Genomic DNA, 22606 nt, shown 5'->3' with positions numbered 1-22606 from the left:
ATCTACGTACACCACAGGTCTATCCTTTGAGCTTTCCAGCCAGTCGAGCAACTTCGGCGGCAAGGCGCTTGTCAGCTTCCATTTTTTCCTTCTCAGCTAAATCCTGTTCGAGAATCGCAATCACGCCCGACCTGACGATCGGAAAATAGTCCCGACATTCCTCCTCGCTAAGCGCGTGTATTCCCTTTGATAGGATGGAGTAGATTGCCTTGTTCGCAACCAAGGTTTTTGGCAAGACATTGGCAAGAGCCGCTATTTTTTCGTCCATACGGAGAGTCTCGAACCCCTCTATGTCGCCCTTCTCCTTCTTGTGTTCGCTGTAGTGCTCCCAAATGAGCATCTCAAAGATGCGACGGAGATAGACGAAGGCGCCGATGCCGATACCGTGGCTCGCCAAACCTCCTGCTCTACGTAGCTCTTGAAAGTATCCCTTACCGAGAATTTTGCGAAAGCGTTCAATGTCCGCTCCCGCTATGTCTTCAAGAGACGGAAGCTGACCGACTTTCTGTATCCGGCCGCCTTCGAAACTGACGATGAAAATCAAAGCGTGCGTCTTGTTTCTCTGACAGATCATCACGACCGTGAGTAAGTGATGACTTGTCGTCAGCTCCTTAATTATATCGGTCTGCCCTCCCTGAATTCGAGCGAATGGAGAATACTTGATATAATCCGTGAACTGATCCCCGCTTTCACGTCGGAAGACACTATGTTTCCCGCACTCGGCACAATGGCAGTCGAAATTCAGTTCACCTTGATCGACCTGATATAACACCGCTGCTCCCCGAGCGTCGCGGCCGACGTCAGTAGCGTTATAAAGAGGCTGATTTAGTAGAAAATCATTTACCCATTCAATTTCACCAGAGAAGGTCTTGGCGAAATTCCTATAGTCTAGTTCGTCCGTCATGCTCGATCCGTTTTGACGCTGTCTATGCCAACCACTGCCGCGATCATGCTTCCCCGTCTCAGCATGTTGCATCCATGTTGCATGGATCAGCCGAGTGTCTACGGAAGCGCCGAGAAATCAAGGGGAATAGCACGCAACACAGCGCAACATGAAAAGCGTTCCAGAGAAGAACACTTTTACAGCAACTGATTGAAATCACTTGTGAAAAAATGGTGCCCGGAGGCGGATTTGAACCACCGACACGCGGATTTTCAATCCGCTGCTCTACCAACTGAGCTATCCGGGCATCGAGGCCATTCAGCCTTCCGGCCGAGGCCGGCGGGGGTAACTCCCCCGGAAGCGAGCGGGGTTATAACATCTTGTTCGGCCATGTCCAGCACCACAGCCCACTTTTTTGACAGCTTTGCGAAATTCCGAATTTCATCAATAAAAACAGCATAGGCCTGGACCGGCTGACTGCCGGGTTAGCGATTTCATCAAAGCGATAAAAAGTTCGCGGGTCCCTCGGTTCGGGCCTGCTGAAATTCGGTCCGGGAAAAGTTCTTGAAACCGGGTCTGCCGGTTCTACTCACTCGCGTTCGTCGGAACCGTCTGCCTTGGTCTCGTCTTCCGCCACGGGGATAGCATAGGAGCCGGTCAGCCACCGTGAGAGGTCGAGCGTCCGGCAGCGGTCCGAGCAGAAGGGATAGTGCTCGCGTGAAGATGCCTTTCCGCATTCGGGGCAAGGTCTGGTTTTTCTCAGCGGCTCGACCTTGCCGCCGGTCTTGATGGGTTCGGATGCCATAGTTTCGAAGCACTCCATTTCTTGGGGGACACCGGCGCGGAGGCTGCACCGGCTTCCTCTCAGGCTTCCGGCCAGGCGGCAGCCACGTCGAAGCCTTCGCCGGAAAGCAAGCTCGTCACCTCATAAAGCGGCAGCCCGACGACATTGCTGTAGGAGCCGACGAGCTTCTGAACGAAGGTGCCGGCGACCCCCTGGATCGCGTAGGCGCCAGCCTTGCCGCGCCATTGTCCCGACGCGATATAGTTTTCGATCTCGCGGCTGGAAAGCCGCTTGAAGCGCACTTTGGTCTGCACGACCTTCTGACGGAACTGGCCCCCAGGCGTCACCAGGCAGATCCCGGTGTAGACCCAGTGGCCGCGCCCGGAAAGCAGGTGCAGGGCGGCGGAGGCCTCTTCCGTATATTCCGTCTTCTCCAGAATGCGGCGCCCCACGGCGACGACCGTATCGGCGGAAAGAATATAGCTGTGCCGCCAGTTGGGATCGCCGTTCACCGCCGCAAACGCTGCCTCGGCTTTCTCTGTTGAAAGCCGGCGCGCAAGCGATCGGGGATGTTCGGACTTCTTCGGCGTCTCGTCGATATCCATCGGCATAAGCCGCGCAGGCGCCAGACCGGCCTGATTCAGAAGGTCGAGACGGCGCGGAGAACCGGAGGCCAGTATCAGCTTTTGTTCCAGCGCCATGGGTGCCCGCTGCAAAGGATGTGGTTACTTGAAGCGGTAGGTGATGCGGCCCTTGGTGAGGTCGTAGGGCGTCATTTCGACAAGCACCTTATCGCCCGCCAGGACACGGATGCGGTTCTTGCGCATGCGACCAGCCGTGTGGGCAATGATCTCGTGCTCGTTTTCAAGCTTCACGCGAAACGTCGCATTCGGCAGCAGTTCGGTAACGACGCCCGGGAATTCAAGGACTTCTTCTTTGGCCATCTAAAGGGTTTCTTCCTGTTTTTGAATCGAAAGCGGGGGAGCCTTTTCCGCCCGCCCGAAAATGTGCGCGGAAACTACACAATCATGTCCGCTTTGTGAACCTCGCTTGAGAGCGATTCTGAATGTCTTTCAGGCCGTCTCTGCCGAGCGCCGGTTCAAGCCCGAAAGTCGCTGCTCAATCAGGCGCCAGAGATGGTCGCGAACCTCACGATAAGCGTCGAGCGTCTGGTCACGGGTTCCCGTCGCTGCTGTGGGGTCCATGGTCGGCCAATAAACCACATCAACAGCATTGGAACGGGTCAGTTCCAGCGCCGAATGATGGGCTTCCGGCGTGAGCGTCACGATGAGATCGAAAAAATCATCTTCAAGTTCATCGAGTGTGCGGGGCTGATGCCGGCCGATCGACAGGCCGACTTCTTCCAACACGGCATCCACGAATGGATCGCGTTCGCCGGCGCGCACACCGGCGGACTGGATGTAGATATCGTGCGGCAGGAGCCGTTTTGCAATGGCTTCCGCCATTGGCGAGCGGATGGAATTGAACCCGCACATGAAAAGGATGGCGCCCGGCCGCTTGCTTTTCGTCTCGGGCGTGGGAGCGGTTGCCATGCTCAGCCGCGCCAATAGAGAACGCAGACCAGGGTAAAGAGCCGCCTTGCCGTATCGAAATCGACACGGATCTTGCCGTCCAGACGATCCATCAGCGTCTGGGAGCCTTCGTTGTGAATACCCCGGCGTCCCATGTCGATCGCCTCGATCCGGCTCGGCGTGGAGGAGCGGATCGCCTCATAATAGCTTTCGCAGATCATGAAGTAATCCTTGATGATCCGCCTGAAGGGCGTCAACGAGAGGATATGGGTCGCGACGGCCTCGCCGGCTTCCGTGGCAATGCCGAGCACCAGCTTGGAATCCACGAGCGAGAGCTTGAGCTTGTAAGGGCCGCCGGCATGACCGATGGGTTCGAATGAATTTTCTTCGACGAGATCGAAGATGGCGACCGCCCGCTCGTGCTCGACATCAGGGGTCGACCGCCCGATCGAGGCGTCGAGTTCGACATCGGAGAGCCGGAAGTCCCCCTGGCCCATCCTCACCCTCCGTCATTCACGCGAATGGCGACGGAGCGCGCATGGGCATCAAGCCCCTCGGAATGGGCAAGCGTGATCGCCGCAGGCGCCAGTGCGCGTAACTGATCCGGGCCAAGGCGCAGGATCGAGGTGCGCTTGACGAAATCGAGCACGGAAAGGCCCGAGGAGAAGCGGGCCGAACGGGCTGTCGGAAGCACGTGGTTGGAACCGCCGACATAGTCGCCGATGACCTCCGGCGTATGGCGCCCGATGAAGATCGCGCCGGCATTGCGGATCCCCGGCATGAGCGCATCCGGATCCGCGACCGCCAGTTCCAGATGTTCGGCCGCGATCCGGTTGGCGAGCGGCAGCGCGGCCTGCAGGTCCGATACGAGGATAATCGCGCCGAAATCGCGCCAGCTCGCAGCAGCGGTTGCGGAGCGGGAAAGCGTTTTCAGCTGGCGCTCGACCGCTGCCTCCACTGCCTGACCGAACTCGCGATCGTCGGTGATCAGGATGGACTGGGCTCCTGCGTCGTGCTCGGCTTGAGCGAGCAGATCGGCCGCAAGCCAATCCGGGTCGTTTTCCCTGTCGGCAATAACGAGGACTTCGGAGGGACCAGCGATCATGTCGATGCCGACCGTTCCGAAGACGTGCCGCTTGGCGGCGGCGACATAGGCATTTCCCGGACCAACGATCTTGGCGACCGGAGCAATGGTCTGCGTGCCATAGGCAAGAGCGGCCACGGCCTGAGCTCCGCCGATCCGGTAGATTTCCGTCACGCCGGCAATGCGGGCCGCAGCCAGCACGGCTGGATTGACTTTGCCGCCGCTCGTCGGAACAACCATGACGACACGCGGTACACCGGCAACCCTTGCAGGGACGGCATTCATCAGCACCGAACTCGGATAACTTGCGGTGCCGCCGGGCACGTACAAGCCGACCGCTTCAATCGCGGTCCAGCGGGAGCCGAGACCGACGCCAAGTGCATCCTCATAGATATCGTCTTTCGGCATCTGCCGCGCGTGATGCCTTTGGATCCGCTCGGCCGCGAACTTCAACGCATCCATGACCTTCGGATCGGTCTCGGCAACCGCGGCGTCGATATCCGCTTTGCTTACCCGGATACCCGCCTTGGCGAGGTCTATGCCCTCGAAGCGGGCAGAATAATCGATGAGCGCTGCATCGCCCCGGGCGCGCACATCGTCGATGATGGCGCGCACCACGGCATTGACATCCTCCGACACCTCGCGCTTGGTGGAGAGAAAGGCGGAGAATTTCGCCTCAAAATCCTGCGATGCCTGCTCCAGCCAGATTGCCAAGCGGATATTCCTTCAACTCAAGATGACGTTCTATCACGGTCGGGGCGGTCCCGGTCAGGGATGTCGGGGCCTGGATGCCGTTTCCCACGCGCCGCCGATATCCGCAAGAGCAACTTCGATGCATTCGACATCAAGCGCAATCGTGGCCTTGCCGGAGAGGACAAGTTCCACCGTTCCTTCCGGGCCGTCGCCCTTTTGCGTGAAGGTCACCGCAAGCAGCGACAGCACGTCGTCCTTCCTGTTGCGGTCGATGCCGCTGGAGCGGACCGCTTCCACACGCTTCAAGACGAGGGCCGAGCGGCGACGCTCGAAGCCCTTTCGCCTTTTGCCGGCCTCTTCCCAGACGAACCGGTTGGCCGCCAGCGAAAAGTTCTTATCGGAAGGCGACCAGCGGACATCGCCCACCTTGAACACCGCATCCTGCATATGAGCGGAAATTATCCCCAGATCATCCGTATCCAGGGCCAGCAACTTGAGTTCGGTCATCGCCTTCGACTATCCATCCTGAGACGCGATCCCGCGTCAATGTTCCTAAATCCGAAATAGGATGCCGAGAGCGCGGACGCAACTCCAGGCTAGGCCGGAAAATCCGCAGAAAGGCTGGTTTCCTTCCAGCGGTCGATCTGGGCAAGCCGCTCTTTCAACTTGTCAGTGACCGCGCTATAGGCAATCGCACCCAGCACCAGATGGCGCGGCGCCTCATCGGCTTGGGTTGCCGCGATCATCGCCTCGCCGGCCCGGACCGGGTCGCCGGGCTGCTTTCCGCTATATCCGGCGGTGGAACTCATGCGCGCGCCGGCCGTCTCGGCATAGTCGGCGATGCGGCTTGGCGTCTGTTTCAGCGAACGGCCCGCCCAGTCGGTGCGGAAAGGGCCGGGCTCGACGCCGATGACCTTGATACCAAGCGGCGCGACCTCCAGGCGCAGGCTGTCCGAAAACCCTTCGACGGCGTGCTTGGTCGCCGCGTAGTAGCCCGAGCCTGGCAAGCCCATAAAACCGGCCATGGAGGTGATGTTGATGATATGCCCGCTGCGGCGGGCGCGCATGCCTGGCAACACCGCTCGCGTCATGGCAAAAAGACCGAAGACGTTTGCGTCGAACATGGCTCGGATCTCATCCTCCTCGCCCTCTTCGATCGCTGCCTGGTAGCCATAGCCGGCATTGTTTACCAGCACGTCTATGCGGCCGAATCTCTCTTCCGCGGCTTTCGCGGCAGCATGGACCTGACCGCTGTCAGTCACATCCAGATCGAGCGCCAGGACATTGTCCCTGTCTTGGGCGAGATCGGCGACCCTTGCTTTGTCGCGGGCAGTCACAACCGTCGGCCAGCCGCGGTCGAGCGTGAGCTTGGCGAGTTCGCGGCCGAAGCCGGTGGAGCAGCCGGTGATGAACCAGACGGGATTGGAAACTTCAGCCATGGGGGATCTCCGCGATATACCGGATCAGGATTGTGAAGCGGGAGGCAAAGGTGGAATGCCTGCGGGAGATAGGAATACAAAAAAGAACGGCAAGGGCAATGCCCCTGCCGTTCCCGCGAAATCCGAATTTCAAAAGCTGTCAGTCGCTGACGCGCTGAACCGTCGCGCCGCAACGGGTGAGCTTTTCTTCAAGCCGCTCGAAGCCGCGGTCGAGGTGATAGACGCGGCTCACCATCGTCTCGCCCTCGGCTGCCAGGCCGGCAATCACCAGAGAAACGGAAGCACGCAGGTCCGTCGCCATCACCGGAGCACCCTTGAGGCGCGAAACGCCTTCCACTCTCGCCGTCTGACCGGACAGTGAAATTCTGGCGCCGAGGCGGGCCAATTCCTGCACGTGCATGAAGCGATTTTCGAAAATGGTCTCGGTTATGTTGGAGACGCCGGAGGACCGGGTCATCAGCGCCATGAACTGCGCCTGCAGGTCGGTTGGAAAGCCCGGAAAGGGTTCCGTGGTGATGTCGACCGGCTGGATGCCGTTGCCATTGCGAACCACCCGAATGCCGCTTCCGGTTTCGGTGATCTGCGCGCCGGCCATTCGCAAAGTATCGAGGGCACCCTGGAGTAGCGAAGCATCCGTGCCTTCCAGCGTCACGTCCCCGCCGGTCATGGCAACCGCCATGGCATAGGTGCCTGTCTCGATGCGATCCGGCAAAACGCGGTGGCGTGCGCCCGAGAGCGATGTGACGCCTTCGATGGTGATGGTTTTCGTGCCGGCGCCGGAAATCTTGGCGCCCATCGCCGTGAGGCACTTTGCCAGGTCAACGATTTCCGGCTCACGCGCGGCATTTTCGATCACCGTGGTGCCCTTGGCCAGCGTCGCCGCCATCAGCATCACATGCGTCGCGCCGACGGAAACCTTCGGAAAGACATAACGTCCGCCGACAAGCCCGCCCTTCGGCGCGCTGACATTGACGTAACCGCCATCGATCTCGATCTCGGCTCCGAGCGCCTGGAGCGCCTCCAGGAAAAGGTCGACGGGACGAGTGCCAATGGCACAACCGCCGGGCAGCGATACACGCGCCCTGCCCTCACGGGCAACGAGCGGACCAATCACCCAGAAGCTCGCGCGCATCTTGGAAACCAGCTCGTAGGGAGCAGTGGTATCAACGATCGTGCGGCAGGTAAAATTGACGGTGCGGGAATAGCCTTCTTCCTGACGTTCACGGCGACCGTTCACCGCGATATCGACGCCGTGATTGCCGAGAATTCGCATCAGGAGCTCGACATCGGCGAGATGCGGGACATTTTCAAGCGTCAGCGTGTCACTCGTCAGAAGCGATGCGATCATCAATGGCAGGGCCGCATTCTTCGCTCCGGAAATCGGAATGGTGCCCCTCAATTCATTGCCGCCGACGATTCTGATGCGATCCATGCGTTGTCACTCTTTCTTGTGCGAGCGCGAAAGGAGGCGTCCTTAGACGAAATCCGCCGCTACTTCAATGATTGCTAAATTTGGCCCGCCGTCAGGTCCGGTATAGATCAGGATGATTCGTCCGTTTTTGCGGCAGGCAATCCATGTGCGGTATCGGCTTCGCCCGCGCGCCGGGAGCGAGCCTGACTCTTGCGCCGCATCAGGTTCTCACGAAGCTTCGCCGCAGCGCGGGCCTTGCGCTCTGCCTCCCTCGCAGCCGCCGCCGCACGTGCACGCGCGCCCCGCGTCTCATTCGCCTTTCCCGTTTGCGAGTGCTGGTCTTCTTCTTCGGTCATGATTTTCCATAGCGAAAAAGCCGCGCCGGCGAAAGCCGCGGCGATGTTTTCCTCATTCGGGCACAAGAACTTCGAATTTGCGGCTTGCGCTACCGATGAACCTATGGCAATAGGCCCCTCGCCGACGACGCGGACATTTCGCGCCGGCCAAATGCTGCTATAGCTCAGGGGTAGAGCACTCCCTTGGTAAGGGAGAGGCCGAGAGTTCAAATCTCTCTAGCAGCACCATTTCCCCCGGAAAGATGCCTCTGTTGTCCGGACCAGCGATGAGCATTCGAAATTGCCTTCCTGTTCCTCCCCGCCTCGCGCAATATAATCCTCGACCATCCCATGCAACAAGTTGCGCTTTCGCGCGTTGCGGGGCATCGGCGTGCTTTGCGCCATCATGATTGAACGATGACCGGTGTCTCGTGCGGATAAGTGGAATTCTCAATCACTGGAACGATCAGTCGCTTGCCAGGCAGTTTCTTCTCGCGGGCGGGCTCGTCTCCTTCTGCGCCATGCTGCTTGTCGGAGCATATGTCACCAGCCTCATCGAAGCTGCCGTTACCCGCAATTCCGCCGCGTCGACGGCACTCTACGTCGACAGCATTATCGCACCCTTACTTCCCGACATGAAAACCAGCCATACGCTCGACGACGTGACGACCCGGGCGCTCGACGAGACCTTTGGGCAGGGTGCGCTTGGCGGCAAGGTGATATCCTTCAGGCTCTGGCGCAACGACGGAACAGTCCTCTATGCCACGGACAAGAGCATGATCGGCAAACGGTTCGAGCCGGACGGCGATCTGAAGGCGGCATTTTCCGGCCAGATGGTGGCGCAATACGGGCCGGTCGAGGATCTGGAGAGCGAATTCGAGCGCTCGAAGGGCGTTCCTCTTCTCGAGATCTATAATCCTATTCTCCAGCCCTGGTCGGGCGAGGTCGTTGCGGTTTCCGAATTTTACGAAGTTGCCCAGGATTTTGAAAACAGCCTGCATCAGGCTCAGCTGAGAAGCTGGCTTGCAGTTGCAGGCGTCACCGTCGCTTTCTTCCTCCTCCTTTCTGCAATCGTGTTTCGCGGGAGCCGCATTATCGACAATCAGCGGCAGGCCCTGACCCAACGGGTGGCGGAGCTTTCGGAGCTGCTCTCTCAGAACAAAGCCCTGCATGCCCGCGCGCAGCGCGCTTCGCGGCGGGCGACCGCGCTCAATGAAAGCTATCTGCGCCGCCTCGGCGCCGACCTGCATGACGGCCCCGCCCAGCTCGTCGCCTATGCTGCCTTGCGCGTGGACAGCAAAGTGCTTACCGATCCGGCCACTCCGCCGAGCGCCCGCGAAGAGGAAGTGTCTACCATCAAGGCACGGCTGGACGAAGCCATGGACGAGATACGCAGCATCTGCAGCGGCCTTGTCCTGCCGCAAATCGAAGCGGCAGAGCTGCCGGACGTGCTTTCCCGAGCCGTTGCCGCGCACCGTCAGAGGACGGGTTTCGATGTCATGCTGTCGATGTCAGAAAGCCCACACTCCCTTTCCCCCGCGGCGAAGATCTGTATCTATAGGTTCGTGCAAGAGGCCCTTAATAATGGTTTTCGGCATGGCGGCGGCGTCGGCCAAAGCGTCCGCCAGACGTTTGAGAACGGTAATGTGCTTGTCGAGGTCTCCGACCAAGGTCCCGGCTTCGATCCGGCGGCAGCGCGTCCGGAAGGGTTGGGGCTCGCAGGCCTTAGGGAGAGAATCGAGAGCTTGGGCGGCACATTCGAAATTTCTACGTCGAAAAACGGAACCAGGGTCAGGATGTCCCTGAACGTGCAGGAAATGGAGCAGGCCTGATGACAGCAGTCAAAATTGCCGTTGTTGACGATCACCCTTTATTCCGGGAAGGCGTTACCCGCAGCCTCGGTGAAATCGAAGGCTTCGAAATGGTCGGCGAAGGCGGATCCCGGGAGGATGCCATCCGCATCGTGCGGGAAATATGTCCCGACGTCATGCTGATGGACATTTCCATGCCCGGAAACGGCCTGGATGCAATTGCCGAAGCGCTCGATATCTGTCCGGAGCTGAAGATCGTGATGCTCACCGTTTCGGAAGCAAGCGACGACATAGCCAAGGCGATCAAGCTCGGTGCGAAAGGATATGTCCTTAAAGGCGTGGGATCGAGAGGACTTGCAGAGGTCGTCAAGACCGTCGCTTCCGGTGAGAGCTACGTGTCACCGGCCCTTTCCGCAAAACTTATTGCAGGCCTCTCCGCACCTGCGGAAAAAGCGGAAAAACAAGATCTGCTGGCGGAACTGACGGAGCGCGAGCAGGAAGTGTTGACGTTGGTGGCCTCAGGGCTCAGCAACAAAAGAGTAGCGCGCGAACTCGACCTTCACGAAAAGACCGTCAAGCATCACATGACCCGGATTCTGTCGAAGCTGAAAGTGTCCAACCGGACAGAAGCGGCACTCACCCTTCGCGATGCCGCAGATCAGCGCTCAGCGGCCGAACGACTTTAGGCGCGAAGCATCGGACGGAGTGGCAGCGCGGTTAACGATGGTCCTCGAACGGGAATCGCGCATCTCGTAGCGGCCCCCGGACAGCTTCTCTGTCGTCCCGTTGCCGTGGCGAACGGTGATCGAGGAACTGCGGTGATCCACCTGCACCTCGGCGGCCTTCGGCGAGGCCGGCGCCGATCTGCTAGCCGAAGGCGTTGTTACTGACGTCGATCCGGCGCCCGCCCCTTGGGCTGAGCCGGCAGACGAACCATTCCCGCTTCCATTTCCATTGCCGGCCCCACCACCTTCGGAGCCGTTTCCGTTGCCTGAGCCGTTTCCGTTGCCTCCGGAATTGCCATTGTCGTTCCCGTTGCCGTTGCCGCCACCGTTGCCATTGCCGCCGCCGTTGCCATTGCCGCCGCCATTGTCATCTTGAGCCAAGGCAGCCGGCGAAGCAAAGGACGGCAGACCGTGAAAATCGGTTGCCACCCGAAACGGCATAACGGCGAGAACGATCGCCGTGAATGTCGTGCCAAGGGCCGTGATCTTACGCGGGGCCATCTGCAACTCCTGACATTGCTTTGTTTATATCTGTCGCACTTATAATAGCGATGAAACCGGATATTTCCTTCATGGTTCCGATTCCGGCAAAAAGCCCGCCGGTCGTCACGTGACGATCGGCGGGCCAGATTCTGCGCTGAAAGGGACCGATGTCGCGCAGGAATCCTCAAAATCTTTAGCCGGCGAGCGCCCCCAACGCAGTGACGACGACAAAAAGCCCGCCCACGGGAATTAACAGCCATCGGGCCTGAAATACGCTGTTGTCCATGCGGAACCTCCTGAAGAAGCTCCGGGCCAACCACATGATAAGTCCATGGTTCCGTAATTTCATCCCCCTTGGACCTTTGCGTCGTTCAATCGGGACGAAAGGCCTATAAGCGATGGGCCTGAAGTCCCTTCCTTACCCGACTGAAGCCCCAGAGCAGGAACGTGGCTTGTTAGGCGGCGTTGGAGAACGAGTGGGCTCATGCGGAGCCTCACAAGCGAGATAAGAACAAGAGGAGACACCATGAAGGCCTTTATGAAACACACGCTCGCGATCGCCCTTTTGGCCGGATCAACGCTTTCGGTCATGCCGGCAATCGCGCAAGCTCAGCAAAGCCAGGGCGGCACGGGTGCTGCTCCGATCCTTCCCCGCCAGGGTTCCGGCACTCAGGGTTCATCTGGCACGACGGCGCCACAGGGCGGCACGGCGGGCCAATCTCAGTCGCAGTCCCAGGATATGGGCGCCACGACACAGAGGCCCTCAGACTCTGGAACCGCCAGCGGCCAGAATGCTCAGAGCCAGGAGGCTAATCCCCAGTTGAAGCCGAAGGGCGAAAGTGCGGGCCAGGAAAAACCGGCTGACGCCATGAATGCGGAAAGCGGCGATCCAAAGAAGCCGCGCAGCGACGATACCGCGCAGCAGAAGCCCGCAGGCGAGACCGGTCAGACGCAGGATTCGAACCAGGCAGCGACGAGCGCTCCCTCGAACGAGACCACCGGCAGCATTAACGTTTCGACGGAACAGAAGACAGAAATTCGCAGCATTCTCGTCGAGAACAAGGTCGAGCCCGTAGATATCGACATCAACGTGAGTGTCGGCGTCGCCGTACCCGAAACGGTGGAATTCCACCCGTTGCCGCCGCGGATCGTTGAAATCGTACCTGCCTATCGCGGCTACGAATACTTCGTGCTTGCCGACGGCCGGATCATCATCGTCGAGCCGAAGACCCATGAGGTTGTCTACATTCTGGCTGGTTGATGCCCATCTGGAGGACCGCAACCATGAGTGACCGCGAACCTACAGTGATCGGAGATAGCGGCAGCGGTTGGACGGTTGCTGCCATCTTGCTGATCGTCGTCATCGTCGGCGGATTCATTTTGTATGCGAGCGGTTATCTCGGAGACCGAGACGTCAATATCGATGTGAGCCTGCCGAAAGTCCAGGCACTTGAACCAGTCACGAAATAGGCATGACCATCCCGGAATGCTGCCCAAGACAGCCATTCCCAAACGCCCGAAGGAGAATTGTCATGAATACCAAGATCATCGTTCTTTCTGCAATGGCCCTTGGCATGTTGGCTCCGGCCGCTTCCGCTCAGCAGAGCACGGTCAACGGTGCAGCAGGCGGGGCCGTTACCGGCGCCATCGTTGGCGGGCCGGTCGGTGCCGCAGTCGGCGGCGTTGTCGGCGCCATCGCCGGCACTGCAATCGACCCGCCGCCGCAGCGCGTTGTCAGCTACGTCGAACAGGCCCCGCTTCCGGCCGACCCGATCGTCGTGGAAGAAAGGATCGTGGTCGGCAAGCCGGTCCCATCGGCCGTCGTGCTGACGCCGATTCCGGAGGCTCCGCAATACGCCTATGCGGTCGTCAACCAGCAGCGGGTGATCGTCGATCCCCAGACCCGCACCGTCGTCCAGATCGTCCGCTAGCAGCGATTTTATTATGTAACGATCATTAAAGAGGGGCCCCAGTGGCCCCTCTTCGCCGTTCAAATTCAGCGCCGGGTGCTATTGCGTGGTGCCGGCGTCGCCGGTCCCGCTGACGTCCGAAAGCCGCACGAACTCGAACCCTCTGCCCTTGAGTGCAAGAAGCGCATGCGAAACACCTTCGCCAGCTGCGTGGGTTGGCTGGTTGATGTGGGCAAGTATCACGTCGCCATCCCTTGCCGCCGCAATACGCCTCTGGGCGGTGCCGGCATCCAACAGGGACCCGCCATCGCCATTCAACGAATAGCCGGCGATCCGATATCCCATGGCCCGGATCTGCCGTATTGCGGAAAGATCGTATTTTGCCGTCGAGCCGCGAAACCAATGGGGTTGGGCAAAGCCGGCCGCCAGTATCGCCTCCGCTCCACCAGCCACTTCCTGCCGGACGCCTTCCGGCGAACCGGCAGCCGCAATGCCATAGATGGAAATTGCTACATCCACTGCCGGCACATGGTTTTGGCCATGATTTTCCAGTTCGAAGAGATCGGGATTTTGCAGGAAAATGGTCACTGTCTGCGGGTTTTTCTTGATCCAGCGGGCCGTGACGAAAATCGTCGCCGGAATTCTCTCGCGCACAAGAACCGAGAGTATCCGTTCGTCCGCCTCCCCCATGCAAGCGTCGAACGTCAATGCCACCCTGGGCCGGGCCGCGTTGCCGGTACCCTCCACGCGCAGGTGGGGCTCGATCAATTTCGGCCGTTGCGGCTCATTTGGCTGGCCGGGCAGATTTTCGGCGCTCGCAGCAAAGGCCACCAGCGCAAAGAACGCGGAGAAGGAAAGGAAGCGCATGAGATACCGAAGGTGAGATGGTTCTCGTTAACGCCAAATTCCGAAAATCTCCATGCGACCAACTGACCCGGCAGAAAAAAGGCCGGTCCAAGCCGGCCTTTCGCAACGAAGTCCTTATTCCTCAGCAGTCGCTGGCCTGGCCGTTGGTATTGGCACCAGCTTCGCCGGCGGAAGTCGAAGCACTGCCTGTCGCATCCGTCGAAGCAGAACCTTGAGCCTGAATGTTAGGCGCGCAATTGGTGCGCTTATCCATCGTCGCACCGCCGCTTGCGCTACCGCCAGTCGTGCTGTTGGTCGTATTCGGATCCAATACCCGATTGGTATCGTCGCTGCCTTGCTGCTGCTGTGAACCGGCACCAAGGTTTGCCCCGCCGGTTCCCAATTGAGCAAACGCGCTGGTGGCCAGGCCGAGGGAGAGAACGGTTGCAGTAACAAGTTTGAAATTCATTGGGATTCCTCCGTGAAAAACCGGCTGGGCCGGTAGGTTTGTTTGCCTACACGGCCCCAACCCAACACAATGGAGGAAGTTCCAGTTAAAATTTCCGTGTTCTTCGGGAACCTCAGAACCGGACGGCTGCCAGTCGGTGCTGCAGAGACCGAAGATCCTCGGCCTTGCGAGAAGCCAGGCCTCTCTCCCAGGCGATCGCCGTCTCGACGATGAGATCCAGTTTGTCATGACGCGGCGTCCAGTCGAGCAGCCGGCGCGCCAATGTCGAATTGGCGACCACGCTCGCCGCATCCCCGGGACGGCGGGGGCCAAAGCGAATTTCAAATTTCCGGCCACCGATCCGCATCACGGTCTGCAGGACTTCCAGGACCGAATAACCGCGACCATATCCGCAATTGGCGATCAGGGGCTCGCCGCCACGGCGCAAATAGCTGAGTGCCTTCAGATGCGCATCCACCAGATCGGAAACGTGAATATAGTCGCGGATACCGGTACCATCGGGCGTCGGATAATCCGTCCCGTAAACATCAACGCCGCGCCGCTTTCCAAGCCCTGCCTCGCAGGCGATCTTGATGAGATGCGTCGCCCCGTCGGTCGACAGCCCTGTCCGCCTAAGTGGATCCGCGCCGGCAACGTTGAAATAGCGAAGAGCCACGAACCGGAAATCATGAGCCATGGCGGCATCCCGGAGCATCATCTCGGACATCAGCTTGGATTGGCCGTAGGGATTTTTCGGCTGCAAAGAGGCGCTTTCGAGCACCGGGGCGTCGTCCTTCTGATCTCCGTAAACGGCGGCCGTGGATGAAAAGACGAAATGACGAATGCCGGCTTCGATCGCGGCGGCCGCGAGCAATCGCGTGTTTCCGGTGTTGTTTTCGTAATAATCCAATGGCTGGGCGACGGACTGCGGTACGACGATGGAGCCCGCGAAATGCAAGATGGCGTCGATGTGGTTTTCCGCAAAGATCTGCTGAAGGATCGAACGATCACCGACATCGCCGAGATAAAAGCGTGCCTCACCGGGAACCGCCCAGCGAAAGCCTGTCGAAAGCCTGTCGAGGACAACGACCTCCTCCCCGGCATCAAGCAAAGCCCAAGCCATGTGGCTGCCGATGTAACCTGCACCGCCTGTTACCAGAACTGCCATGCTATTCTTCCCTGCCTTTTGTCTTGGCAGGAGAAAAACACGGGCTCGCTTCAGCAATGCTTACCCGATGGGACGTGCGCCGGGTTTATCTCGCATCAGGGCAAACCTACTCTTGAGCAAACCGTTCGAATTTTATCGATTCATCTCAAATCGGCTCAGAGCCGGATGATATATTCCGCGAGACGCCCGGCAGCCTCTGAGATTTGCTGCGCGTCGCGCAGGAAGCAGGCGCGCAGGAAAAGCTCTCCTCCCTCGCCGAATGCGGAACCCGGTGCAAGTGCTACGCCGATCTTGTCGACGATATCGAGCGCGGCCCTGCGGCTGTCGGTAATTCCGTCCACCTTCACGAAAGCATATAGGGCGCCCTCCGGTTTTAAGGTCTCAACCCGATTGGTCGCGATCAAAGCATCGCAGAGGATGTCGCGCGCCTTTGTCGCCCGGCCGATATTTTCCTGGACGAAGTCATCACCTTGGTTGAGAGCCACGACTGCTCCGCGTTGCATGAATTGCGCCACGCCGGAATTCGAATACTGCACCAGGTTCTCGATCACCTGACCCATTTCAGGCGGAGCCACCAGCCAACCGATGCGCCAACCCGTCATCGACCAATTCTTTGAGAAGGAATTGGCGAAGATGATCCGGTCTCCCTCCTCCATGATGTCGAGGAAGGAAGGAGCCCGGGGCGCGCCGCCGTAATAATAACGCGCGTAGATTTCATCGGCGATGATCCAGAGGCCGTGCCTGCGCGCGAGCGCCAGGATGTTCTTCAAATCGTCGAGGGTGGCTGTCCATCCCGTTGGATTGGAAGGCGTGTTGATGAAGAGACCTTTGGTCTTCGGTGTAATCTTCGCTTCAAGCTTGGCGAGGTCGAGCGACCAGCGCCCGCCGATGAAATCAAGCGGAAGCCCGATCGAACGGGCACCGGAAATGTCGATTGCCGAGATGATGTTCGGCCAGGTCGGCGACAGATAGATCATCTCATCCCCGGGGGAGGTGATGGCCTGTACCGCCAGCATGATCGCGTGCATGCCCGACCCGGTCACATAGAAATGTTCGACCGGGAGGCTGACGGCGAAATGCCGGGTGTAATAGTCGGACAGCGCCTGACGGAGTTCCGGAATGCCCCTCTGCCAGGTGTAGAACGTCTCGCCGGCCAACAGCGCGTCGGCTGCCGCCCGGTTGACGAAGTCCGGGCTTGGCAAATCCCCTTCACCTGCCCAAAGCGGAATCAGGCCCTCGCGGCCACGGGCATGGTTGATGATTTCGACGATCCCGCTTTCAGGCGCGGAGACGGCACGGGGGCTGAGGCTGGCAATGATCGACATGAAATTTTCCTGCGTGTTTCCTTTGTGTAACTCAGGAAGGCCTGAAAATCCCATGATAATCCGTGCGCCAGCAATCGATTCCGCTGATGATTGCCGAACGTGATCAAAGGATCATTTCGACTGAAGAATGTCTCTGATCTCAGTCAAAAGCTGAACATCAGCCGGTGGCGGAGCGGCTTCGGCCGGTTTCTTCTCCTCCATCATGCGCATCCTGTTCACCGCCTTGACCATCAGGAAAATGATCCAGGCCAGAATGAGGAAATTGATGAACACGGTGATAAAGCTGCCATAGGCGAAAACGGCACCTTGTTCGCGGGCCTGAGCAAGTGTCGGCGCGGTGACGGTGCTCGAGAGGGGCAGGAAATAATTGGAAAAATCGAATCCGCCTCCGGTAACAGCGCCAACGATCGGCATGACGATGTCGTTTACAAGAGAGTTTACGATTCCGGTGAAGGCCCCGCCGATGATGATGCCGACCGCGAGGTCAATCACATTGCCCTTGGCGACGAAAGAACGGAACTCGCTGATCATTGACATTTCTGTACCCCCGGCTTGTCAGGTTTCGCTCCCGCCCAAGATAGCGCGTTCGGCGGGCCGGAAAAGACGAAAATTTCCGGACCCGCGAAGCTGACCCTCTATTGGACTTTTTGCCGAGAGCGCCGCGATTTCCAACCGCATGCTTTTCCCCTAATGTTCAAGCTGCCGCAATTCTTTGCGGGGAGGAACGATGCTTCCAGGCTGGATCATATTGGCTGCGGCTTTCGCCTATGTGCTGCTGCTGTTTGCGGTGGCAAGTTATGGCGACCGGCGAAGCCGTGTGTTCGGCGTACCGAAGAACGGCCGGCCCGTGGTGTATGCGCTGAGCCTTGCCATTTATTGCACGTCCTGGACCTATTTCGGCGGCGTCGGACTGGCCTCGCAGCGAGGATTGGAATTCACCGGGATCTATATAGGCCCGATCCTCGCCTTTACCCTCGGAATGCCGGTGCTTAGGCGGATCGTCGACCTGGCAAAGGCCGAGAAGCTGACTTCGGTCGCGGATTTCATCGCCGCCCGCTATGGCAAGAACTCCACCGTCGCGATGATCGTTGCATTCATCGCGCTTGTCGGTGCGGTTCCTTATATCGCCCTGCAGCTCAAGGCCGTGTCGAGTTCAGTTGCCGCCGTGGTCAATCCATCCGACTACGGCATCGGCAGCGGCAATCTCTATTTCATCGACCTCGCGCTGATCGTGACGCTGCTGATGGCCTGCTTTGCGGTAATGTTCGGCACACGGCATACCGATGCGACGGAACATCAGGACGGGCTGATCCTGGCGGTTGCGATGGAATCCGTCGTGAAGCTGGCGGCTTTTGTCACCGTCGGGCTTTCCGTTCTGTTCGTGCTGTTCGATGGCCCCGCCGACCTGCTTGCCAAGGCGTCCGACAATCTGCTTGTCCAGTCGGCCCTCGCCTACGAGACGCCGCTCAGCCGCTGGCTGATCCTGATCGGGTTGTCTGCTTTCGCGATCATCCTGCTGCCGCGGCAATTCCATGTGACGGTGGTCGAGAACCGCACCACGCGCGAACGCAAGGTCGCCGGCACGCTGCTGCCCCTCTATCTCATCGCCATCAATCTTTTCGTCCTGCCGGCGGCAATGGCAGGCCTCGTTACCTTCGGCGGTATCGGCGATCCCGACCTCTATGTCCTCACGCTGCCGCTCACGGGCGAACTGCAGGTCGTCTCGCTGATCGCCTTCATCGGGGGGTTTTCCGCCGCGACTGCGATGGTGATCGTCGAATCCGTCGCCCTGTCGATCATGGTGTCGAACGACATCATCATTCCGATCTTTCTCCGACAGCGCCTGATGGCCGCCCGTTCCGGCCAGCGCATGGATTTTACGAGAACACTCCTTAACATCCGGCGGCTGGCAATCTTCGTGGTGTTGTTTCTCGGCTATGGCTACTACCGCATGGCCGACAGCCAGTCGGGCCTTGCGTCGATCGGACTACTTGCCTTCGCGGCAATCGCTCAGGTCGCGCCTGCCCTGTTTGGCGGCCTGGTCTGGCGGCGTGCCAATGCCCGCGGCGCCATCCTCGGCATGTCCTTCGGCTTCCTCGCCTGGGCCTATCTGCTCTTTGTCCCGAGCCTTGGCGGCCCGGACAATTCCTACGTGGCTGCAGCAATCCTGAACTTCATCTTTCCGGGTACCACGATATTTGCCGGCCCGGAAACCGACCCGCTCGTCAATGCGACGATCTTCAGCCTGTCTTTGAACACGCTCGCCTTCCTTCTCGGTTCTTTGTCGCGCAATCCGCGGCCGGTCGAGCGAATCCAGGCGGGAATCTTCGTCAAAAGGCATCTGCGCTCGCAGTTCGCCACACGCGGATGGAAAACCCGCGTCAGCGTCGGTGATCTGAAGGCCGCCATCGCCCGCTATCTCGGCGAGGAGCGCATGCACCGCTCCTTCTCGAACTATGAAAGAACCGCCGGCCGAACCTTCAGCGACGAACAACCTGCCGATATGGCGATGATCCATTTTTCCGAGCAGTTGCTCGGCAGCGCGATCGGCTCCTCCTCCGCAAGGCTTGTCTTGTCGCTGATCCTGCAGAAGGCGGAAGACACCAATGCAGACACGGCCTGGCTGCTCGATCAGGCCAGCGAGGCGCTGCAATACAATCAAGACATGCTGCAGACGGCGCTGTCGCAGATGGATCAGGGTATCGCCGTCTTCGACAATTCCGAGAGGCTCACCATCTGGAACCGCCGGTTCCGCAATCTTCTCGATCTGCCCGAACAGGTTGGCCAGGTGGGTTATCCCCTTGCAGATATCGTCGCGATCCTTTCCGAGCGGGGCGATATCGTCGCCACAGAGCAGGCGGAAGTGATCCGCCACTTCCATACGCTGGATGCGCCGTTTTCCCTGGTGCTTGCCGGCGGCGAACGAATCATCGAAGTCCGCTCCAACGCCATGCCGGACAAGGGAATAGTCGCCACCTTCACGGATATTTCCGAACGCGTCGCGGCCGACAAGGCACTCAAACAGGCCAATGAGACGCTGGAGCAGCGCGTTGGCGAACGCACGGCCGAACTCACCCGCGTCAATCACGAACTCGCCGAGGCCCGCGCCTCCGCCGACGAAGCGAATATCGGCAAGACCCGTTTCTTCGCCGCCGCGGGTCACGACATTCTTCAGCCTCTCAATGCTGCCCGCCTCTATTCTTCGGCCCTCGTGGAACGCCTCGGCGGCTCCGATGCCGACAGTACACTGGTGCGCAACATCGACTCCGCACTCGAATCCGTCGAGACAATTCTCGGTGCGGTTCTGGATATCTCGCGGCTGGATACGGGTGCAATGAAGCCGCGCTTCACGTCCGTCCCGCTCGACGATCTCCTGAAGCGGATCGAAACCGACTATGCGCCCATGGCGCGCGAGAAAAAGCTGGAATTCGTGGTCATGCCCACGTCGCTTCGGGTTCGGTCGGACGCCAATCTGCTGCGCCGTCTGGTGCAGAACCTCGTCTCCAATGCGATCAAATATACGATCGACGGCAAAGTGCTGATCGGCGCCCGACGGCGCGGCGATAAGGTGATCATAGAAATCTTCGATTCCGGCATTGGCATTCCTTCGTCAAAATTCCGCACCGTCTTCAAGGAGTTCGCCCGTCTCGATGAAGGCGCCCGAACCGCGGCGGGCCTCGGCCTTGGTCTCTCGATCGTCGATCGGATTTCCCGTGTCCTCAGCCATCCGGTCCAGCTCTCGTCGACCCCCGGGCGCGGGACGCGCTTCCGAGTGGAGATGCCGATCGACCTTTCCGTACCGCAGGCATCACGGACCGGCGATCAGCCGGAACGACGTCACCGGTCGCAGCCGCTCAACGGGCTCCGCGTCCTTTGCATCGACAACGAGCCGAGGATCCTCGAGGGCATGGCTCTGCTGATCAGCGGCTGGGGCTGCACGGTGGGTCAGGCGGACTCGATTGCCGCGCTCGACGAAATCATCGCCCGCCGCGAGCCTCCGCCGGAGATCATCATCGCCGACTACCATCTCGACGATGGAAACGGCATCGACGCAATCCTTAAATTGCGGGGGGAATATCAGGCGGCCATCCCGGCCCTGATCATTACGGCCGATCGTACGCCGGAAGTCCGCGCCGAGGCTGAGCGACACGAGATAGCCGTGCAGCACAAGCCGGTCCGCCCGGCTGCCATGCGAGCCTATCTTACCCAGGTTGCAAGCATCAAACGGATTGCCGCCGAATAGTCAGGCCCGCAGTCAATCTCGCGTTCATCGCAGGGTCATCACGCATTGTTTAGGATATATCCGGTCTAAGCGTTCGTTTCGGCTGGAACTGTCCGGCTTTTTATGACGTTTAGGCGCGTGACATCCTGGCCCGCAGAGGCCTTACGGACCCAGAGGCGCAAGCCATCGGGACCGGCAGAGACGGAGACCGCGACCGATGAAACGCTTTGATATTATTGATGGTATGCGAGGATATTTCCTCGTTTTCATGGTTCTGAACCACCTGATCTTCGCCGGCGGCTATTTCCTGGTCAAGATCAATCACAATCAGCTCGCTTTCGTGGAAGATGCTCAGGGCTTCGTCTTCCTGTCGGGTCTGCTGATCGGCATGGTCTATGCCAAGAAAATGATCAAGAACGGTTATGCGGCCGGCCGCGCGGCAATCTACAACCGCGCCTTCGAGCTCTATCGCTATGCTATGGGCATCGTGCTGGTTGTACTGGTCGCACAGATGCTGCTGCCTGGGGCATACACCATCTGGTTCAACTGGTTGGGCTACACTAACTTCGATGATCCGCTTCGTCTCGCGGCGATTGCGGCCTTTTTCTATCAGCCGACCTTTATGGATATCCTGCCGCAATACATCGTCTACATGCTGTTTGCGCCCATGCTTGTGAAGCTCGTGCTGGAAGACAAGTGGCATTACGTCATCGCCGGTTCCGTGATGCTCTGGATGGCCGCCCAGCTAGGCCTGCAGCAAATCGTGACCACGCCTGTCCACGACATGATCATGGGGGCGGACGAACAGGGCATTCGCGCGTCGTTCAATCTGCTCGGCTGGCAGATCGTCTTTTATACTGCGCTGGTGCTGGGTGCACTCACCTCCGCAGGCAAGATCGACTGGAAGAAGATCCTCTCCCCGGAGAACACCTTCATACCGAAGGCTGCGCTGCTGATGGTGCTTTTCTTCCTGCCGCTTCGCCTCATCACCGCGCATGAGTTGATGCCTCCGCACATGATCGGCAAGTTCGCCTCGATGGAAATCCGTGCCGACTTTGGCCCAGTCTATCTGCTGAACTTCGCTGCCATGGCGATGTTGGTTACCTGGCTGATCGTTGCGGGGCCGAAGCACAAGGCCGCATGGGTACGCCGCATCGCTTCCGCGATCACCTGGGTCTTCTCGCTGAAGTATCTGCAGCTGCTCGGCCGCCACTCGCTCTATGTCTATGTGTGGCACGTCGCGATCGTCTACTTCGTCTACTATTTCGACGGACGTTCGCCGGAACTCAACGAGATCACCAAGACGGCAATCGCGCTGGTTTCGATCGGCCTGCTGTCGCTTCCCGCGCTCTGGCGCGAACGCGACAAGCTGTTTGGCGCAACACCGGCTCCGCAACCGGTGAAGGCCCAGCAGTCGCAAACAGCTCGGCCGCAGCAGATGGTACTTCGGTAAGGGAAATTCCCCGAGACAAGGCATAACGAGGCGGCTACCTGCCGCCTCGTTTCG

24 protein-coding genes and 2 tRNA genes are annotated in these 22606 nt (G+C 59.4%); 8 read left to right on the top strand and 18 right to left on the bottom strand.

Annotation, left to right across the window (positions count from 1 at the left end; genetic code table 11):
• Positions 1-19 precede the first annotated feature (19 nt).
• The 12 genes from C5L12_RS03435 to C5L12_RS03380 form a co-directional block, all read right to left on the bottom strand.
• Entirely contained in the window at positions 20-904 is an 885-nt protein-coding gene (locus C5L12_RS03435) for a hypothetical protein (RefSeq protein WP_105370602.1), read from the bottom strand.
• 210 nt (positions 905-1114) lie between these two features.
• Positions 1115-1190: transfer RNA gene (locus C5L12_RS03430), tRNA-Phe, on the bottom strand.
• Between the two features lie 282 nt (positions 1191-1472).
• On the bottom strand, positions 1473-1688 hold the full coding sequence (yacG, locus tag C5L12_RS03425; RefSeq protein ID WP_105370731.1) for a DNA gyrase inhibitor YacG: 216 nt from the start codon (positions 1686-1688) through the stop codon (positions 1473-1475).
• A 59-nt stretch (positions 1689-1747) separates the two neighbouring features.
• Entirely contained in the window at positions 1748-2368 is a 621-nt protein-coding gene (locus C5L12_RS03420) for a Maf-like protein (protein ID WP_105370601.1), read from the bottom strand.
• A gap of 24 nt (positions 2369-2392) precedes the next feature.
• Positions 2393-2611: a translation initiation factor IF-1 gene (infA, locus tag C5L12_RS03415; RefSeq protein ID WP_004435948.1), complete on the bottom strand. Its 219-nt coding sequence runs from the start codon at positions 2609-2611 to the stop codon at positions 2393-2395.
• A 129-nt stretch (positions 2612-2740) separates the two neighbouring features.
• Positions 2741-3220, bottom strand: a complete 480-nt coding sequence (locus C5L12_RS03410) for an arsenate-mycothiol transferase ArsC (protein ID WP_105370600.1) — start codon at positions 3218-3220, stop codon at positions 2741-2743.
• Positions 3221-3222: 2 nt separating this feature from the next.
• Complete coding sequence (locus C5L12_RS03405) at positions 3223-3696, bottom strand: UPF0262 family protein (RefSeq protein ID WP_105370599.1); 474 nt, start codon at positions 3694-3696, stop codon at positions 3223-3225.
• A 2-nt stretch (positions 3697-3698) separates the two neighbouring features.
• Positions 3699-4997, bottom strand: a complete 1299-nt coding sequence (gene hisD / locus C5L12_RS03400; RefSeq protein ID WP_105370598.1) for a histidinol dehydrogenase — start codon at positions 4995-4997, stop codon at positions 3699-3701.
• Between the two features lie 54 nt (positions 4998-5051).
• Positions 5052-5483 (bottom strand): DUF2948 family protein, encoded by a 432-nt coding sequence (locus C5L12_RS03395; RefSeq protein ID WP_105370597.1) that lies wholly within the window; start codon positions 5481-5483, stop codon positions 5052-5054.
• Between the two features lie 89 nt (positions 5484-5572).
• Positions 5573-6415: an oxidoreductase gene (locus tag C5L12_RS03390; protein ID WP_105370596.1), complete on the bottom strand. Its 843-nt coding sequence runs from the start codon at positions 6413-6415 to the stop codon at positions 5573-5575.
• A 139-nt stretch (positions 6416-6554) separates the two neighbouring features.
• Positions 6555-7847 carry a UDP-N-acetylglucosamine 1-carboxyvinyltransferase gene (murA, locus tag C5L12_RS03385; protein ID WP_105370595.1) on the bottom strand — a complete coding sequence of 431 codons (1293 nt, stop codon included), beginning with the start codon at positions 7845-7847 and terminating at the stop codon, positions 6555-6557.
• A 107-nt stretch (positions 7848-7954) separates the two neighbouring features.
• Positions 7955-8182, bottom strand: coding sequence for a hypothetical protein (locus tag C5L12_RS03380; RefSeq protein WP_105370730.1), 228 nt, complete (start codon positions 8180-8182; stop codon positions 7955-7957).
• Positions 8183-8335: 153 nt separating this feature from the next.
• Here C5L12_RS03380 and C5L12_RS03375 point away from each other — a divergent pair.
• The 3 genes from C5L12_RS03375 (at position 8336) to C5L12_RS03365 (ending at position 10658) form a co-directional block, all read left to right on the top strand.
• Positions 8336-8410 (top strand) — tRNA-Thr (locus C5L12_RS03375).
• 161 nt (positions 8411-8571) lie between these two features.
• Positions 8572-9993 carry a sensor histidine kinase gene (locus C5L12_RS03370; protein ID WP_162712263.1) on the top strand — a complete coding sequence of 474 codons (1422 nt, stop codon included), beginning with the start codon at positions 8572-8574 and terminating at the stop codon, positions 9991-9993.
• Positions 9990-10658, top strand: coding sequence for a response regulator (locus C5L12_RS03365; protein ID WP_105370593.1), 669 nt, complete (start codon positions 9990-9992; stop codon positions 10656-10658). Before C5L12_RS03370 ends, C5L12_RS03365 begins: the two co-directional genes overlap by 4 nt.
• On the opposite strand, the gene C5L12_RS03360 is transcribed toward C5L12_RS03365, so the two are convergent.
• A complete protein-coding gene (locus C5L12_RS03360) occupies positions 10638-11198 on the bottom strand; it encodes a hypothetical protein (protein ID WP_105370592.1) in 561 nt (186 codons plus the stop codon). The two genes, C5L12_RS03365 and C5L12_RS03360, sit on opposite strands and share 21 nt — an antisense overlap.
• 508 nt (positions 11199-11706) lie before the next feature.
• Between C5L12_RS03360 and C5L12_RS03355 the strand changes: the two genes are divergently transcribed.
• From C5L12_RS03355 to C5L12_RS03345, 3 genes are all read left to right on the top strand, one after another.
• Positions 11707-12441, top strand: coding sequence for a DUF1236 domain-containing protein (locus C5L12_RS03355; RefSeq protein ID WP_245422739.1), 735 nt, complete (start codon positions 11707-11709; stop codon positions 12439-12441).
• 23 nt (positions 12442-12464) lie between these two features.
• Positions 12465-12650 (top strand): hypothetical protein, encoded by a 186-nt coding sequence (locus C5L12_RS03350; RefSeq protein WP_105370591.1) that lies wholly within the window; start codon positions 12465-12467, stop codon positions 12648-12650.
• A 62-nt stretch (positions 12651-12712) separates the two neighbouring features.
• Complete coding sequence (locus C5L12_RS03345; RefSeq protein ID WP_105370590.1) at positions 12713-13111, top strand: DUF1236 domain-containing protein; 399 nt, start codon at positions 12713-12715, stop codon at positions 13109-13111.
• Positions 13112-13189: 78 nt separating this feature from the next.
• Here the strand turns inward: C5L12_RS03345 and C5L12_RS03340 are convergent, their stop codons facing one another.
• The 5 genes from C5L12_RS03340 to mscL all read right to left on the bottom strand — a co-directional run bounded on the left by C5L12_RS03340 (position 13190) and on the right by mscL (position 17408).
• Entirely contained in the window at positions 13190-13957 is a 768-nt protein-coding gene (locus C5L12_RS03340) for a polysaccharide deacetylase family protein (RefSeq protein WP_105370589.1), read from the bottom strand.
• A 121-nt stretch (positions 13958-14078) separates the two neighbouring features.
• Positions 14079-14405 carry a hypothetical protein gene (locus tag C5L12_RS03335; RefSeq protein ID WP_205839299.1) on the bottom strand — a complete coding sequence of 109 codons (327 nt, stop codon included), beginning with the start codon at positions 14403-14405 and terminating at the stop codon, positions 14079-14081.
• A gap of 112 nt (positions 14406-14517) precedes the next feature.
• Positions 14518-15552, bottom strand: a complete 1035-nt coding sequence (gene galE, locus C5L12_RS03330; RefSeq protein ID WP_105370588.1) for a UDP-glucose 4-epimerase GalE — start codon at positions 15550-15552, stop codon at positions 14518-14520.
• Positions 15553-15707: 155 nt separating this feature from the next.
• A complete protein-coding gene (locus C5L12_RS03325; RefSeq protein WP_105370587.1) occupies positions 15708-16877 on the bottom strand; it encodes a pyridoxal phosphate-dependent aminotransferase in 1170 nt (389 codons plus the stop codon).
• A gap of 111 nt (positions 16878-16988) precedes the next feature.
• On the bottom strand, positions 16989-17408 hold the full coding sequence (mscL, locus tag C5L12_RS03320) for a large conductance mechanosensitive channel protein MscL (protein WP_105370586.1): 420 nt from the start codon (positions 17406-17408) through the stop codon (positions 16989-16991).
• Positions 17409-17604: 196 nt separating this feature from the next.
• Between mscL and C5L12_RS03315 the strand changes: the two genes are divergently transcribed.
• Together C5L12_RS03315 and C5L12_RS03310 are read left to right on the top strand one after the other, a co-directional pair.
• Complete coding sequence (locus tag C5L12_RS03315) at positions 17605-21120, top strand: hybrid sensor histidine kinase/response regulator (protein ID WP_105370585.1); 3516 nt, start codon at positions 17605-17607, stop codon at positions 21118-21120.
• 196 nt (positions 21121-21316) lie between these two features.
• Complete coding sequence (locus C5L12_RS03310) at positions 21317-22552, top strand: OpgC family protein (RefSeq protein WP_105370584.1); 1236 nt, start codon at positions 21317-21319, stop codon at positions 22550-22552.
• Positions 22553-22606: the final 54 nt, after the last annotated feature.

The sequence above is a fragment of the Neorhizobium huautlense genome, from assembly GCF_002968575.1.
GTDB lineage: Bacteria > Pseudomonadota > Alphaproteobacteria > Rhizobiales > Rhizobiaceae > Neorhizobium > Neorhizobium huautlense.
The sequence above is the reverse complement of the archived record's forward strand: the minus strand, read 5'-3'. Positions and strand labels throughout refer to the sequence as shown.